Below are 15950 nucleotides of genomic sequence, written 5' to 3'. Positions count from 1 at the left end.
AGAATTACATGGCCTTAGACAACGCACGTGATTTTTCGATGTCCCGGCAGGCGATGAAGGCTGAGTTGCTGGATGCCGAGACGGAGCTGAAACTGGCCTATGCCTGGCGCGACGATCGGGATGAACAGGCATTGCACCGTTTGATCACCGCTTACATGCGTCTGGCGATTTCCATGGCAGCCAAGTTCAAACGCTATGGTGCGCCGATGAATGACCTGATCCAGGAGGCCGGCTTGGGCTTGATGAAAGCCGCCGACAAATTCGATCCTGATCGCGGCGTGCGGTTTTCAACCTATGCGGTGTGGTGGATCAAGGCGAGTATTCAGGATTATGTCATGCGCAACTGGTCGATGGTGCGGACCGGTTCGACCTCGTCCCAGAAATCGTTGTTCTTCAACATGCGCCGGGTTCAGGCCCGTCTGGAGCGCGAAGCCGCCACCGAGGGGTTGGAACTGGATCGCCATCAATTGCACCAGATGATAGCAGCCGAAATAGGTGTTCCGCTGCGGGATGTCGAGATGATGGAAGGACGGCTTGCCGGTTCGGATTTCTCGTTGAACGCGGTGCAGTCGGCAGATGAGGACGGGCGCGAGTGGATTGACGCGTTGGAAGATGACAGTGAACAGGCCGCCGAGTCGGTCGAAAACAGTCATGATACACGGCAATTGCGCGAATGGTTGGTCACGGCGATGCAGGCTCTGAATGACCGCGAGCGGTTCATCGTACGCGAACGCAAGCTGCGTGAACCCGTGCGGACACTGGAAAGCCTCGGCCAGGAGCTCGGGTTGTCGAAAGAACGTGTGCGCCAGCTCGAGGCGGCGGCCTTCGTAAAAATGCGTAAGAACCTTGAAGCGCAATCGCGCGAGGTGCAACACTTCTTCGCATGAAACTATTTGCGATTCTTACAGCTTTTGTATCGCTTTGCATTCTGCCTTTCCCGGGGCGGGCGGCAGACCTGATACCTCAGGATGTTCTGGCCGATATGAAGGCGGCGGATGTGGTCATTCTGGGCGAGACACATGACAACCCGCAGCATCACCTCGTGCAGGCCGAAGCGGTTGAAGCCATCGCGCCCTCGGCTGTCGTTTGGGAAATGGTGACCGAGGAAGGTGCTCAGCGGCTGACTCAGAAAGCGATAGCCAATCCCGAAGAGCTGGCCAGAATCCTGCGTTGGGCGGAATCTGGCTGGCCCCCTCTCAGCATGTATTACCCCGTTTTTCAGGCCGCGAACGTGCCGATATATGGCGCGATGGTCCCCCGCGTGGCGGCGCGTGCCGCGATGGAGCGCGGGGCGGCTACTGCGTTAGGAGCAGATGCGGCCAGATATGGGTTGACCGTGCCTTTGTCGGATGAGGATCAGGCCGCGCGCGAAGCAGATCAACTGGCGGCCCATTGCAACGCCTTGCCTGCCGAAGCATTGCCACAGATGGTTGCGATTCAACGCCTCAGGGATGCTGTCCTGACCCGCGCCATTCTACGCGCTACCGACGAAACCGGCGGTCCTGTTGCGGTGATCACAGGCAATGGCCATGCGCGCAAGGATCGCGGTATTCCGACCTTTCTGTCCCGCCTTCAGCCGGGCTTAAAAGTCTTTGTGATGGGGCAATCCGAGGATGGTGTCGTAGACGGGGAATTTGATGCAGTGATCGACAGCCCCGCCGCCGAACGCGAAGATCCCTGCAGAGCCTTCGAGGTACAGAATTAACTGCTGGAACTGCCCGCCAGCGTTGCCTAATGTCAGGGCCGACCCGGACGGAAAGGGCTAGATATGCTGTCATCCAAACGCATTCTGCTGATTATCGGCGGCGGAATCGCTGCCTATAAATCGCTGGATCTGATCCGGCGGTTGCGCGAACGGGGTGCCGCCGTCACGCCGGTCCTAACGCGTGCCGCCGAAGAGTTCGTGACCCCATTGTCCGTGTCTGCCCTGGCTGGTGAGAAGGTGTATCGGGACCTCTTTGATCTGACCGACGAAGCCGAGATGGGGCATATCCAACTGTCACGCGCGGCAGATCTGATCGTGGTTGCCCCCGCGACCGCCGATCTGATGGGCAAGATGGCGGGAGGGTTGGCGAATGATCTGGCCTCAACCCTTCTGATGGCAACTGATACGCCGGTTCTGTGTGCGCCCGCAATGAACGTTCGTATGTGGAACCATCCCGCGACGCGGCGCAACCATGCGCAGCTTGCAGACGATGGCGTGCGATTTGTTGGCCCGAATGAGGGCGATATGGCCTGTGGCGAATACGGCCCCGGCCGCATGTCGGAACCGCTTGAGATCGTGGCCGCGATCGAGACGCAGGTATCGGATGGACCGCTGACCGGCAGGCGTATTCTGGTGACCTCGGGTCCGACGCATGAACCGATTGATCCCGTGCGCTACATCGCGAACCGATCTTCGGGCGCGCAAGGAACGGCTGTGGCCCGCGCATTGTCCGGATTGGGGGCGGATGTTACCTTTATCACCGGTCCCGCCGACGTGCCGCCCCCTGATGGCGTGGACGTTGTACGCGTAGAGACCGCGCAGCAGATGTCGGATGCGGTGGACGCAGCGCTTCCGGTGGACGCCGGCGTGTTCGCGGCGGCCGTAGCTGATTGGCGGGTTTCGAGCGCTTCAGACAAAAAGCTCAAGAAAAGCCGCGACGGGGTGCCCGCGCTGGAATTTGCCGAGAACCCTGACATCCTGAAGCGCGTTGCCCATCTGGAAAATGGGCGGCCCGCGTTGGTGGTGGGCTTTGCAGCCGAGACGGATAACGTGATCGAACACGCCAAAGCCAAGCGAGCCCGCAAGGGTTGCGATTGGATCGTTGCAAACGATGTCAGCCCTGCCACCGGCATTATGGGGGGGTCCGAAAACGCCGTGGTGCTTATTTCGGACGATGGTGCCGAGGAATGGCCTCGTATGGGCAAAGATCAGGTAGCCGGGCGATTGGCGGAAAAGATCGCCAACGCGCTGACCGGACAAAATCCATAAAGACAAGAGGTGCAGTGATGGTGGCAATTCGCGTGATCCGAGAGAAAGGGGCTGACCTGTCGGTGCCGCTCCCGTCTTACGAAACGGCCGGGGCCGCCGGTGCAGATGTGCGTGCCAACTTGCCGGATGGCGCATCGATTATGCTGGCGCCGGGGCATCGCGCACTGATACCCACAGGCCTTCGGATCGAGATCCCGCAGGGGTTCGAAGTACAGGTGCGCCCGCGTTCGGGTCTTGCCCTGAAGCACGGAATCACGCTGCCCAACACACCCGGAACAATCGATAGCGACTATCGCGGTCCCTTGGGGGTGATAGTGATGAATGCAGGTCAGGACCCGTTTGAGATCACGCATGGCGAGCGTATTGCGCAGTTGGTGGTCGCCCCCGTGGTTCAGGCCGTGTTTGAATCAGTCACCGCGCTGAGCGAAACCGACCGTGGCGCAGGCGGGTTCGGCTCGACCGGGCGGGGCTGATGCTACTGGTTCTGATCTTGGCCGCCGGACTTTGGGGCGTCGGATATATTGCCGGTGTGTCACGGTCTGCGCGGCTGGTTTCCGTAGGCGCGCTACTGACGGGCGTGATTATCGCTCAACTTGTACTACCTCAGGGCAATCCGTTGCGCCAAGCGACTGGCGGCTCTGCAGCGATGTGGCTAATCCTCGCTGGTGCGACTCTGCTGGTTCTGCTTTATGGACGTGGCATCAAGGCGTTGCGCAATCGCGCCGAGTCCATCCCAGCGACGGAGCCTGCCATGCGATCCGATCAGTTCAGTGAAACCGAACTTGAACGCTATGCTCGCCATATCGTTCTGCGCGAACTTGGCGGTCCGGGTCAAAAGCGGATGAAACAGGCGCGTGTGCTGGTGATCGGGGCCGGAGGACTTGGTGCGCCTGCTTTGCAATACCTCGCTGCCGCCGGAATTGGCACCATCGGTGTGATTGATGATGACGAGGTCGAGAATGCGAACCTGCAGCGGCAGGTAATCCACCGCGATGCGGATATTGGAATGCCCAAGGTGTTTTCAGCCCAGAAGGCCATGGTGGCACAGAACCCTAATGTGGTGGTTCTGCCCTATCACCGCCGACTGACGGAAGAGATTGCCGCAGATCTGTTCGCGGATTTCGATCTGATCCTCGACGGCACCGACAATTTTGACACCCGCTATCTGGCCAACCGAACGGCCGTTGCGTTGGGCAAACCTTTGATCTCGGGCGCGCTTTCACAATGGGAAGGGCAACTAAGCGTGTTCGATCCTGCAACCAGTGGGCCCTGCTATCAGTGCATTTTCCCGGAAGCCCCGGCACCAGGTCTTGCGCCCTCCTGCGCCGAGGCTGGTGTGATCGGTCCGTTGCCCGGAGTGGTCGGATCAATGATGGCGGTCGAAGCGATCAAGGCGATCACCGGGGCAGGGCAGCCCTTGCGGGGCGAGATGCTGATCTACGACGCACTCTATGGTGAAAGCCGCAAGATCACCTTGCCTCAACGCGCAGACTGCCCGATTTGCGGGGCATCCGACTGAGTTCGACTCAAATTTCCGGGTAGCTCTGGATCATTGCCAAAGACGGTCTTAGCTATGGGGTCAAAGGAGACCCCAATGACCAATCCGATCCTGTCCGCCTGGAATACACCGTTCGAAATCGCCCCGTTTACCACAATCTCGGACGATGATTTTGCCCCTGCTCTGGATGAGGCGATGCAGGCGCATAACGCCCAGATCGATGCGATCGCGGCGAACCCGGATGTGCCGACCTTCGCCAATACGATAGAGGCGCTTGAGGCCGCTGGCGAGCAAATGGACAAGGTTCTGTCGGTTTTCTTCACTGTAGCGGGTGCTGACAGCAATCCCAAGCGCGAGGAGCTGCAGCGCGCGTTCTCACCGAAACTCGCTGCGCATTACGCACGCATTTCTTCGAACAAAGCGCTGTTTCAGCGCGTGGCGGACCTGTGGGCACGGCGCGACGATCTGGACCTGACAGACGAACAGACGCGTGTTCTGATGTTGTCCCATCGCGGGTTCGTGCGGGCAGGGGCCGCGCTGACCGGCAATGACGATGCGAGAATGCAAGAGATCAAGGCCCGTCTCGCTTCGTTGGGTACCGCATTCACACAAAACCTGCTGGCGGATGAACGCGATTGGTTCATGGATCTGACCGAGGAAGACCTGCAGGGGTTGCCGGAGTTTGTTGTCGATGCGGCACGGGCGGCGGGTCAGGAAAAGGGTGCAGATGGCCCGGTTGTGACCCTGTCGCGGTCGCTGATCGTCCCCTTCCTGCAATTTTCGCCGCGTCGCGACCTGCGGCAAAAAGCATATCTCGCGTGGACGGCGCGCGGCGCAAATGGCGGTGAAACCGACAACCGCGAGATTGCGGCCGAGATTCTGGCGTTGCGGGAGGAACGCGCCAAGCTGCTCGGTTATGACAGCTTCGCCGACTACAAGCTGGAAACCGAGATGGCCCGGACGCCCGATCGTGTACACGATCTGTTGATGCAGGTTTGGGAGCCCGCCAAAACCCGCGCCGACGCGGATGCCGAGATGTTGACCCAGATGATGCAGGACGACGGTATCAATGGCCCGCTGGAGGGGTGGGACTGGCGCTACTACGCCGAGAAACGGCGCAAGGCCGAGCATGATCTGGATGAGGCCGCTCTCAAGCCCTATCTGCAGCTGGATCGGATGATCGAGGCGTCGTTTGCTTGCGCCAACCGATTATTTGGGCTGGAATTCGCTCCGCTGGATGTCCCTCTTTACCATCCCGACTGCCGCGCGTGGGAGGTGACCCGCAATGGCCAGCACATTGCGGTTTTCATTGGAGATTACTTTGCGCGCGGATCAAAGCGTTCAGGCGCATGGTGCAGCGCGATGCGCGGGCAGGCGAAGTTCCCGAAAGAGCAGGCGCCGGTCGTGATCAACGTCTGCAACTTTGCCAAGGGTGACCCGGCATTGCTGTCCTATGATGACGCGCGGACCTTGTTTCATGAATTTGGTCACGCCTTGCACCAGATGCTGTCGAACGTGACCTATGAAAGCATCTCGGGCACAAGCGTTGCACGCGATTTTGTGGAACTGCCGAGCCAGCTCTACGAGCACTGGCTGGAGGTGCCCGAAGTCCTGGCCGAGTTCGCGACCCATGTGGACACCGGCGAGCCGATGCCGCAAGAGATGCTGGACAAGGTTCTGAAAGCGGCCAATTTCGATCAGGGGTTCCAGACAGTTGAATATGTGGCTTCGGCTCTGGTCGATCTTGCATTCCACGATGGTGCTGCGCCTTCCGATCCGATGGCAAAGCAGGCCGAGGTTCTGGCCGGAATCGGTATGCCGCAAGCTATCGGGATGCGTCATGCCACCCCGCATTTTGCCCATGTTTTCGCCGGCGATGGCTATAGCTCGGGCTATTACAGTTACATGTGGTCCGAAGTCATGGATGCCGACGCCTTTGCCGCATTCGAAGAGGCCGGCGGCGCATTTGACCCCGAACGCGCCAGGGCGCTGGAAGAAAACATCCTGTCCACCGGAGGTTCGCGCGAGGCGGAAGAATTGTATCTGGCTTTCCGCGGCCGCCTGCCCGGCGTCGAAGCCTTGTTGAAAGGTCGCGGATTGATTGCGGCCTAGTAGCCGAGGCGCCGATCGACGAGGTGCAGGAAGGGTGCTCCTGCCTCACCTCGGCGGATGTTCTCACAGATGACCTGCGCGGCTGTCACCGGGCGGGTTTCCGAAGCGATGTGCGGTGTCACCGTCACATTGGGATGCGCCCAATAGGGATGATCCGGCGGCAGCGGTTCGGTGCGGAATACATCCAGCGTGGCATGTCCGACCTGACCTGAATCCAGCGCCTGCAGCAGAGCGTCGTCGTCGATCAGCGGACCACGTCCCGGGTTGATGATCCGCGCACCTTCAGGCAGCAAGGCGAGCGCATCAGCGTTCATGATATCCTCAGTCGCCGGTGTGTCGGGCAGCAGCAGTACCACGATTTCAGCTTGAGACAGCGCCGTATGTAAACCATCCGACCCGTGCAGGCAGGTCACGCCGGGGATACTCTTTGCAGTGCGACTCCAGCCCATGACATTGAAATTCAGCGCAGCAAGTGCGCGGGCCGCAGCCTCGCCCAATGCGCCGAGACCGAATATGCAAACGGTGCGCTGAGAGGCCAGAGGCGGCGCATCCGGTGTCCATGTACCGTCCTGCTGGGTGATGTGGCGATCCATCCCAAGGTGATAGCGCAGCACATGCCCGACGACCCATTCGGTCATGCCCTGTGTCAGTCCCCCATCCACCATCCGCGCAAGGGGGACGGTCAGGGTTTCATTGCCCGAGATACTCTCGACCCCGGCCCAGAGGCTCAGAACGGCTTTGAGACGTGTGAATGGGGTGAAATCCCGCAACCCTCCGTTCGGTGCATAGACCACATAGTCGACCAGCGCGGGGTGGATATCGTTGGACAGTTGAAAGTCCAACCTTGCCTCGGTTAGTCCCTGTCGCAGCAGTGGCTCATATTCCGGCCACAGCTCAGGGCGCGCAGAAAACAGGACATTCACGGGCATCGGACACCTCTCAGCGGGGGCGGTGGATATGGGCGCTCTGCACGATGCCAAATGCTGCCATCAGAACCAGCATGGCGGAGCCGCCATAACTGACCATCGGCAGTGGCACCCCAACGACCGGGGCAAGCCCCATCACCATTGACATGTTGACGGCAAAGAACAGGAAGAAGTTGAGCGCGATGCCCAGTGTCACGAGCGAAGAAAAACGATCTTTGGTCGATAGCGCCGTGACCATGCAGAAGATCAGGATCAGACCGTAGAGGATCAGCAGAGTGATGCCACCGACAAATCCGAACTCCTCGGCCAAGGTCGTGAAGATGAAATCGGTGTGTTTTTCGGGCAGGAAGTTCAGGCGCGATTGTGTGCCCTCCATGAACCCGCGCCCATTCCAGCCCCCCGAACCCAGTGCAATTTTGGACTGTGTGATATGATATCCCGCTCCCAACGGATCGGTCGACGGGTCCAGAAACGTATCGATGCGCCTGAACTGGTAATCCTTCAGCAGCTGCCATTCCGTGCCACGGCTGTTGAACACGGTCGCAATCAGTCCGACCCCCGCCGCAATCACGGCTGCGAAATAGGCCCAGTGAACACCGGCCAGAAACATCAGGCCCCCGCCAGCGGCCAGCAGCAGAATCGAGGTGCCGAGATCGGGTTGTTTCAGGACCATAAAGGTCGGAAACAGGATCAGAAGGACCGGGATGATCACCCACAGCGGTCGCGATGTTTTGTGTGCGGGCAACCAGTCGTAATAAGCTGCAAGCACCATTACCAGCGAGATTTTCATCACCTCAGAAGGCTGCAGGCGCATGAAGCCAAGATCGATCCAGCGCTGCGCGCCCATGCCGATGGTGCCGAACAACTCTACCACGATCAGCAGTCCGATCGAGCCGAGATAAGCCACGACCGACATGTTTCGCCAGAACCAGATCGGTACCAGCGCAATGATGAACATGACCGTCAGGCCTAGCCCGAACCGTTCCATCTGGGGCTCGGCCCAGGGCATCCAGGACCCACCGGCCACCGAGTACAGCATCAGGAATCCGGCGCTGGCGACACTGATCAGCAGCAGCGTCAGAGGCCAGTTCATGTACAGAAATTTTCTGAATCCCGATGGCGTGGATTTGACGGCATATTCAAGATAGCTCATGCGCGGTCCTTTTCGTCAGGACGCGCCTTGGGACGACGATCGCCCTCAAGCCGTTTTTGCTGTTCCTTGATGCGATCCCGGTCGCCCGCCGGGTAGGCTTCGAGCGGTGGCGTGCCGTCATAAAGCGCCTGAAGCATGATGTCGCGCGCGACCGGAGCGGCCGCCTTGGACCCACCGCCACCGTGCTCCACGACCACGGCCACGGCGTACTTGGGGTTGTCATAAGGTGCGAAGCTGACAAATAACGCGTGGTCACGCCGCTCCCATGGAAGGTCTTCGTTGCGGATGACGCCGGCGGCGCGTTCGGCCTTGGTGATGTTGCGCACCTGACTGGTGCCGGTTTTACCGGCCATGCGGAAGTCATCCGTGATGATCCGGCTGCGATAGGCAGTGCCACGGCGACTGTTTGAGACCGAGAACATTGCCTTGCGAACCTGCTCGAGGTTGTTTCGGTTAACCGCCAGCGGCTCGCCTGCACCCGAGGGCTGTTCGACCCCGTTTACCGAACGGACGAGGCGTGGCTTTACAGCCCGACCGGTTGCCAGTCGTGCGGTCATGACCGCCAGTTGCAGCGGTGACGCGAGCATGAAGCCCTGCCCGATCGAAGCGTTTGCCGTATCGCCCACCAGCCAGTCCTGCCCGTGCACGCGTTGCTTCCATTCCTGATTGGGTGCGAGACCCGCGGCAACGGCAGACATCGGAATGTCGTGTTTGACGCCCAGGCCGAACGTGTTTGCCATTTCGGATATCTTGTCGATCCCAACCCGCAGGGCGACGTCGTAATAGTAAACGTCACAGCTGCGCTTCAGCGAGGTTTCAAGGTCGACCGAGCCATGCCCACCACGTTTCCAGCAATGGAAGCGGCGGCTGCCGACCTTCAGGTAGCCGGGGCAATAGACCGTGCTGGAAGGGCTGATCACGCCGGCCTCAAGCGCGGCCATTGCGGTGATCATCTTGAAGGTCGATCCGGGTGGATAGGTACCCTGAACCGTTTTGTTGGCCAGCGGCCGGTACTTGTCCTGCGTCAGCATCTGGTAGTCGGCCACTGAAATACCACGCACGAACAGGTTCGGATCGAAACTCGGGGCCGAGCTGATGGCGCGGATATCCCCGGTTTCGCAGTCGATCACAACGGCTGCGGCGCTCTCTCCGGCCAATCGGGCCTGCGCGTATTGCTGAAGGTCAGCATCGACGGACAGTTGCAGATCGGCCCCGGCCAGGCCTTCCTGCCGGTCCAGTTCGCGCATGACACGGCCGGTGGCATTGACCTCGACCCGTTTGGCGCCCGCTTTGCCGCGCAAACTGATTTCCTGTTTGGCCTCCAGTCCCACCTTGCCGATCTGAAAGCGGGGAATACGCAGAACCGGTTCGGGATCTTCGATCTGGCTCAGGTCATAGTCGCTGACCGGACCGACATAGCCGACGACATGAGCGAAATCCTCGTAGCGGGGATACTGACGCGTCATCCCAACCTCGGGCGTGACGCCGGGCAGGGCGGGGGCGTTGACCGCAACTTTCGAGATATCCTCCCACGTCACCTGATCGGCCAGAGTGACCGGCAAAAAGGGTGCCGAGCGTCGCATTTCCGTTTTCGCGCGCTCGATCTCGTCCCCGGTCAGCGGGATCAGGTCGGACAGTTTGGCAATGACGCTGTCAATATCGCCCGCGTCCTCGCGCACGATGACAATGCGATAGGAGGGCGAGTTTTGTCCGATGATCTGTCCGTTACGGTCATAGATTCGACCCCGGGTTGGCGGGATCAGGCGGATGTTGATCCGGTTTTCCTCGGCCAGAAGGCGGTATTCGTCCGCCTGATCGACCTGCATGAAACGCATTCGGGCGGCCAGACCTCCGATAAACGCCGTCTGCAGCCCGCCGAGAATCAGGGCACGACGCGGCAGCCGCTTGTAAGCGAGGCCCTGAGGTTTTGGTTTACGCTGTTTCATGGTCGCACCCGTGGCATCCCGCTGTCGGCGGCTGACTTGCGCCGCACTCCAAACGCGCTCTGACTTAGCAAAGCGATCAGCGGATATATAGCGATTGTCATCAGCACTTGAACCACCACCGGCCCCAGAGTTGCCTGCTGGACCGACAGGATCGCAAGAATCATTCGGTTGAGCGCAAATACAACGGTGATCACGGCGCCCACGGTTGTCCATTCGCTGATGAACCCGGCATCCCGCATTCCCGGCGCCGCCGCGCGGAGATACGCCGCACCGAGCACAACCAACGCCGCCAGCAGACCGGGCGGGCGCTGCAAAAGCAAATCGGCCATGAACATGACAAACGCGATGATCAGAATCGGAACATATTCGGATCGCCGCAAGACCCATGCGTAAGTGAGCGTTATCAGGATGTCGGGAAAAGGCAGGCGATCAGGTTTTGTATCCAGCGGAAGCAGGTGCAGAAACACAACAAACATCGCCAGCGCGACGTACAGGCCGCGCTTGGCCCACAGGTACGAGACAGACCTATCCATCGTTGACCTCCTGCGGGGTCAACGACGCTTCGGGTCGGCGGGGGCCGACGATATCTCCTGAATCGGTGATCGGCGGGGCCGACTGGTAGCGCAGTACGCGAAGAAATTCGAGCCGTTCAAAATCCGCCGATAGTCGCACGCGCAGCCTGCCACCCGGATCAACCGTGATCTGACCGATCAGCAAGCCCCCCGGGAACACGCCGCCATCGCCGGATGTCACGACCCGGTCACCGGGGCGTACAAGCTCTCGGTTCTCCAGAAATTCCACCGCGGGTGCCGACGTGTTGTCGCCCGCGATCAGCGCGGTCTGGCCTGACGGTTGGATTGTAGCGGGTATGACGCTGGACGCATCGGTCATCAGGATAACGCGGGCCGTGTCCGGACCCACGCCCGAGATGCGTCCTACAACGCCGATCCCGTCCATTGTGGCCCATCCATCCATGATACCGTCCCGCTCGCCGACATTCAGCAGAACCGACTGCCGGAAGGGCGAGCCGCTATCGGCCATCACCACACCGGTGACGTAGGTCAAACGCGGATCAAGCCGCACATTGTTCAAATCCAGCAGGCGGGCGTTTTCCTGTTCCAACTGCAACGCGGCCTCTTTCCACGCGCGCATCAGGCGCAGTTCGCTGCGCAGTTCCTGGTTCTGTTCGCTGAGGCGCTGATAGCTTTGGAAATCACGAGAGAGGTTCACCAGCGCCGTAACCGGCACCATCGCCCATTCCATAGAGGGCACAACCGTGTCCACCACCTGAGCGCGGAACCGTTCGACGCGCGGGCTGTCGATGCGCCAGACCAGAAAGATACCCAGAAGGCACAGAACAACGATCCCCAGAAGCAAACGGCGCAGGGGGGTCGTGTATTCGTCACGCTGTGATCGGTCCTTTGCCACAGGTTACCTTCCCGTGCTGCTCGTGCCCGAGTTCTCACCCCACAAGGGTGCGCGCCTTAGCTTTCGTAGTCAATCGCGTGGCGCAGTTGTTTTTCGTATTCCAGCGCCTTGCCGGTGCCCAAAGCCACACAATTCAGGCTTTCATCGGCAATCGACACGGCCAGCCCCGTCTGTTCGCGCAGCGCCAGATCCAGATCGCCCAGCAGTGCACCACCGCCGGTCAGCATCACGCCCCGGTCGACGATGTCGGCCGCCAGATCGGGTGGCGTGGTTTCCAGAGCGGTCATTACCGCCTCGCAAATCTGCTGCACGGGTTCCGACAGAGCTTCGGCGACCTGAGCCTGACTGATCTCGATTTCCTTGGGCACACCGTTCAGCAGGTCGCGCCCCCGGATATGCATCGACTGGCCACGGCCATCGTCGGGCATACGCGCGGTGCCGATGGTGGTTTTGATGCGTTCGGCGGTGGATTCACCCACCAGCAGGTTCTGCTGGCGACGCAGGTATGAGATGATCGCCTCATCCATCCGGTCACCACCAACGCGGACCGAGCGGGCATAGACGATGTCACCCAACGACAGAACGGCGACCTCGGTGGTGCCGCCACCGATATCAACAACCATGTTGCCGGTCGGATCGGTGATGGGCATCCCCGCACCAATCGCTGCTGCAATCGGCTCGGCAATCAAGCCCGCGCGGCGGGCGCCTGCAGACAGAACGGATTGGCGGATCGCGCGCTTTTCAACAGGAGTTGCACCATGCGGGACGCAAACGATGATCTTGGGCTTTGAAAAGGTCGAGCGCTTGTGCACCTTGCGAATGAAATGCTTGATCATTTCTTCAGCAGTGTCGAAGTCGGCAATCACACCTTCACGCATCGGGCGGATCGCTTCGATCGAACCCGGCGTCCGGCCCAGCATCAGCTTGGCATCTTCGCCGACGGCCAGAACCTTCTTTACGCCGTCCTTGACGTGGTACGCGACAACCGAGGGTTCTGACAGGATCACACCGCGCCCCTTGACATAAACCAGCGTATTTGCCGTTCCAAGGTCGATAGCCATGTCCGCTGTGAACAGGCCGCCCAGATTGCCAAAGATCCCCATGTTTCCCCTGATCCTGTATGTCGGTTTTTCTACTGCCCGCGACTCGACGGTTCCGGGACGGATGACTTATAGGGTGCCAACTCGCCCGGTAAAAGGGCTGATTCCGCGTTAATCAGCACCTTTCCGCCTTATTGTTGGGGACTTTAGAAGGCAAAATGCTCTCATATCAACATATTTACCACGCCGGAAATCTGGCTGATGTACAAAAGCACGCTTTATTGGCATGGGTGCTGGGCTACCTGACGCAAAAAGACAAGCCGCTCAGCTACATTGAGACGCATTCCGGGCGCGGTCTGTATCAGCTCGACGCAGTCGAGGCCGTTCGAACCGGAGAAGCCGCGGCGGGAATTGCACGGGCGCAGCGTGAGGGCTGGTTTGCCGCCGATCATCCGATGTCGCGGGTGCTGGAGGCGGTGCAGGCGCGCCATGGTGCGGCGGCCTATCCGGGATCGCCGCTGATCGCGGCCAATCTACTACGGGATCAGGACAGCCTGCACTTGGCTGAGTTGCATCCACAGGAACATGCGGCGCTTTCCTTGGCTCTGTCGCCATATGGGGCGAAGGTTTATCGGCAGGACGGGTTCGAGCTGGCGCAGTCTCTGCTGCCCCCGTCGCCTCGGCGGGGAATGATGCTGATAGATCCCAGCTATGAGGTAAAAGCGGATTACGACCGTATGCCGGGGTTGATTGCCAAGCTGCATCGCAAATGGAATGTCGGGGTGATCGCGCTTTGGTATCCGCTTCTAACGGACGCACGTCATGCACCCATGATCGCAGCCCTGAAATCTGCAGGTTACCCGAAGGCGATGAGCCATGAGGTGGGTTTTCCCCCAGCGCGCGAGGGGCATCGGATGATCGGGTCGGGCATGTTCGTGCTGAATGCACCCTTTGGCATCGAAAACGAGATGGCCCGTCTTTCGAAAGTGTTTGCGCAGCTCTGAGGCTGTTTTCCCAAAAATAGGCAGTAGTGCTCCCGCCTCGTTCGCCTGCATCAGAGATGCTGTCAAACGAGTTGGGCCGGGCAGCGCGCCGGCGGCGCGCTGCCCGGCCCAAAGCCGCAAGGGGGTTCGGCGAAGCCGGGCACCCGCGGGTGCGGGAGCCCTTCGTTTTGCCTGCGATCAGGTCAGGTCTTTGTAGCTGATCTCACGCGTGTCCGCGCCCGGGCCGGCCTTTTCACGGCGCATGATCAGACGGTTCAGCGCGTGAATATAGGCTTTGGCCGAGGCAACAACCGTATCGGTGTTCGCAGATTGACCGGTCGCGATCATACCATCTTCTTCCAGGCGAACGGATACGGTGGCCTGCGCGTCGGTTCCTTCCGTCACCGCATGTACCTGATACAACTGCAAGTGTGCCTCGTTGGGGTAAATAGCACGGATCGCCTTAAAGGTCGCATCTACCGGTCCGTCGCCATGCTCGGTGGCGATGACATCCTTGCCATCGAACTCCAGCTCAACCGTCGATTCAGCCTGCCCCCCCGTACCGCAAGTTACTTTCATTGACACGAGCTGCAGGCAATCGTCGTCATCATCCAGCGACATCAGGGCGATCAGGTCATCGTCAAAGACCTCTTTCTTTCGGTCGGCCAGATCTTTGAACCGTACGAAGATATCCTTGAGCTGGTTATCACCGACTTCATAGCCCAGCGTCTCAAGCTTATCGCGCAGCGCCGCACGGCCCGAGTGTTTGCCCAATGGCAAAGAGGTGCCCGAGAGGCCGATATCTTCGGGGCGCATGATCTCAAAATTCTCGCGGTTCTTCAGCATCCCGTCCTGATGGATGCCGCTTTCATGGGCGAATGCGTTCTTACCGACGATGGCTTTGTTGAACTGGACCGGAAAGCCCGCCACCGTCGCCACCCGGCGCGAGATGTGCATGATCTTGGTGGTATCGATGCCCGTGTGCCACGGCATGATGTCGTTGCGGGTGCGCAGCGCCATCACGACCTCTTCCAGCGCCGTATTGCCTGCGCGTTCGCCCAGGCCGTTGATGGTGCATTCGATCTGACGGGCACCGCCTGCGACGGCGGCAAGCGAGTTCGCGGTCGCCATGCCAAGGTCGTTGTGGCAATGCGTGGCAAAGACCACCTCATCCGCGCCGGGAACGGTCTCGATCAGGCGCTTGATCAGGTCGGCCGACTCCACTGGAGCGGTATAGCCGACGGTGTCGGGAATGTTGATTGTCGTGGCGCCTGCCTTGATCGCGATCTCGATCACGCGACACAGGTAGTCCCACTCGGTCCGGGTGGCGTCCATCGGCGACCATTGCACGTTTTCGCAAAGGTTGCGCGCGTGGCTGACCGTCTCGTGAATTTTATCCGCCATCTCGTCCATGGACAGGTTCGGAATCGCGCGATGCAGCGGAGAGGTTCCGATGAAGGTGTGAATGCGGCTCTTTCCGGCGTATTTCACCGCTTCCCAGCACCGATCGATATCGGCGAAATTGGCACGTGCCAGGCCACAGATGCGGCTGTTCTTCGAACGCGCAGCAATCTCGGATACCGCTTTGAAGTCTCCTTCTGAGGCGATGGGAAATCCGGCTTCGATGATATCGACGCCCATCTCATCCAGAAGCTCGGCAATCTCCAGCTTTTCGTTGTGGGTCATGGTTGCGCCGGGGCTCTGCTCGCCGTCGCGCAAAGTGGTATCGAAGATCAAGACGCGGTCTTGGTCGGTTGCATTGGTCATGGGGTACACTTTCTTCTTCTGTCCTAAGCCTTTTGGCGCGCGGGCGTCCTCCTCTGAGCGGGCGCGCCGGTTGGCACGCTCAGAGGCGGATTAGGATCAGTAGACCACGCAGCGACGCGCCGC

The 15950-nt window shown here is 60.1% G+C and carries 14 protein-coding genes; 7 read left to right on the top strand and 7 right to left on the bottom strand.

The genetic code is table 11. The features are described from left to right. Positions 1-8 precede the first annotated feature (8 nt). The 6 genes from RA27_RS21290 to RA27_RS21265 all read left to right on the top strand — a co-directional run bounded on the left by RA27_RS21290 (position 9) and on the right by RA27_RS21265 (position 6584). Positions 9-887 (top strand): RNA polymerase factor sigma-32, encoded by an 879-nt coding sequence (locus RA27_RS21290; protein WP_039543714.1) that lies wholly within the window; start codon positions 9-11, stop codon positions 885-887. Further along, a complete protein-coding gene (locus RA27_RS21285; protein ID WP_039543712.1) occupies positions 884-1705 on the top strand; it encodes a ChaN family lipoprotein in 822 nt (273 codons plus the stop codon). The genes RA27_RS21290 and RA27_RS21285 overlap by 4 nt, the downstream gene beginning before the upstream one ends. 63 nt (positions 1706-1768) lie before the next feature. Next, complete coding sequence (coaBC, locus tag RA27_RS21280) at positions 1769-2974, top strand: bifunctional phosphopantothenoylcysteine decarboxylase/phosphopantothenate--cysteine ligase CoaBC (protein WP_039543709.1); 1206 nt, start codon at positions 1769-1771, stop codon at positions 2972-2974. Positions 2975-2991: 17 nt separating this feature from the next. Beyond that, positions 2992-3447 (top strand): dUTP diphosphatase, encoded by a 456-nt coding sequence (gene dut / locus RA27_RS21275; protein ID WP_039543707.1) that lies wholly within the window; start codon positions 2992-2994, stop codon positions 3445-3447. Beyond that, on the top strand, positions 3447-4493 hold the full coding sequence (gene moeB / locus RA27_RS21270) for a molybdopterin-synthase adenylyltransferase MoeB (RefSeq protein WP_039543704.1): 1047 nt from the start codon (positions 3447-3449) through the stop codon (positions 4491-4493). Before dut ends, moeB begins: the two co-directional genes overlap by 1 nt. Positions 4494-4568: 75 nt before the next feature. After that, positions 4569-6584, top strand: coding sequence for a M3 family metallopeptidase (locus RA27_RS21265; protein ID WP_039543702.1), 2016 nt, complete (start codon positions 4569-4571; stop codon positions 6582-6584). Here the strand turns inward: RA27_RS21265 and RA27_RS21260 are convergent. Genes RA27_RS21260 through RA27_RS21235 form a run of 6 tightly spaced genes read right to left on the bottom strand, consistent with a single transcriptional unit; the run spans position 6581 to position 13140 of the window. Then, complete coding sequence (locus tag RA27_RS21260; RefSeq protein WP_039543699.1) at positions 6581-7513, bottom strand: glyoxylate/hydroxypyruvate reductase A; 933 nt, start codon at positions 7511-7513, stop codon at positions 6581-6583. The genes RA27_RS21265 and RA27_RS21260 overlap by 4 nt on opposite strands. Before the next feature lie 10 nt (positions 7514-7523). Beyond that, on the bottom strand, positions 7524-8663 hold the full coding sequence (gene rodA / locus RA27_RS21255; RefSeq protein WP_039543696.1) for a rod shape-determining protein RodA: 1140 nt from the start codon (positions 8661-8663) through the stop codon (positions 7524-7526). Next, positions 8660-10609 carry a penicillin-binding protein 2 gene (mrdA, locus tag RA27_RS21250; RefSeq protein WP_039543695.1) on the bottom strand — a complete coding sequence of 650 codons (1950 nt, stop codon included), beginning with the start codon at positions 10607-10609 and terminating at the stop codon, positions 8660-8662. The genes rodA and mrdA overlap by 4 nt, the downstream gene beginning before the upstream one ends. Continuing rightward, on the bottom strand, positions 10606-11142 hold the full coding sequence (locus tag RA27_RS21245) for a hypothetical protein (protein WP_039543693.1): 537 nt from the start codon (positions 11140-11142) through the stop codon (positions 10606-10608). The genes mrdA and RA27_RS21245 overlap by 4 nt, the downstream gene beginning before the upstream one ends. Beyond that, positions 11135-12037: a rod shape-determining protein MreC gene (mreC, locus tag RA27_RS21240; protein WP_039543691.1), complete on the bottom strand. Its 903-nt coding sequence runs from the start codon at positions 12035-12037 to the stop codon at positions 11135-11137. Before mreC ends, RA27_RS21245 begins: the two co-directional genes overlap by 8 nt. A 56-nt stretch (positions 12038-12093) precedes the next feature. After that, a complete protein-coding gene (locus tag RA27_RS21235; protein ID WP_039523195.1) occupies positions 12094-13140 on the bottom strand; it encodes a rod shape-determining protein in 1047 nt (348 codons plus the stop codon). 155 nt (positions 13141-13295) lie between these two features. On the opposite strand from RA27_RS21235, the gene rlmJ reads away from it, so the two are divergent. Beyond that, entirely contained in the window at positions 13296-14081 is a 786-nt protein-coding gene (gene rlmJ, locus RA27_RS21230) for a 23S rRNA (adenine(2030)-N(6))-methyltransferase RlmJ (RefSeq protein WP_039543688.1), read from the top strand. A 177-nt stretch (positions 14082-14258) separates the two neighbouring features. On the opposite strand, the gene RA27_RS21225 is transcribed toward rlmJ, so the two are convergent. Further along, positions 14259-15827 (bottom strand): 2-isopropylmalate synthase, encoded by a 1569-nt coding sequence (locus tag RA27_RS21225; protein ID WP_039543685.1) that lies wholly within the window; start codon positions 15825-15827, stop codon positions 14259-14261. Positions 15828-15950: the final 123 nt, after the last annotated feature.

The organism is Ruegeria sp. ANG-R (assembly GCF_000813985.1).
In the GTDB taxonomy this organism is placed as follows: Bacteria; Pseudomonadota; Alphaproteobacteria; order Rhodobacterales; family Rhodobacteraceae; genus Ruegeria.
Note: the sequence above shows the minus strand (reverse complement) of the source record. Positions and strands in the feature narration are given on the sequence as shown.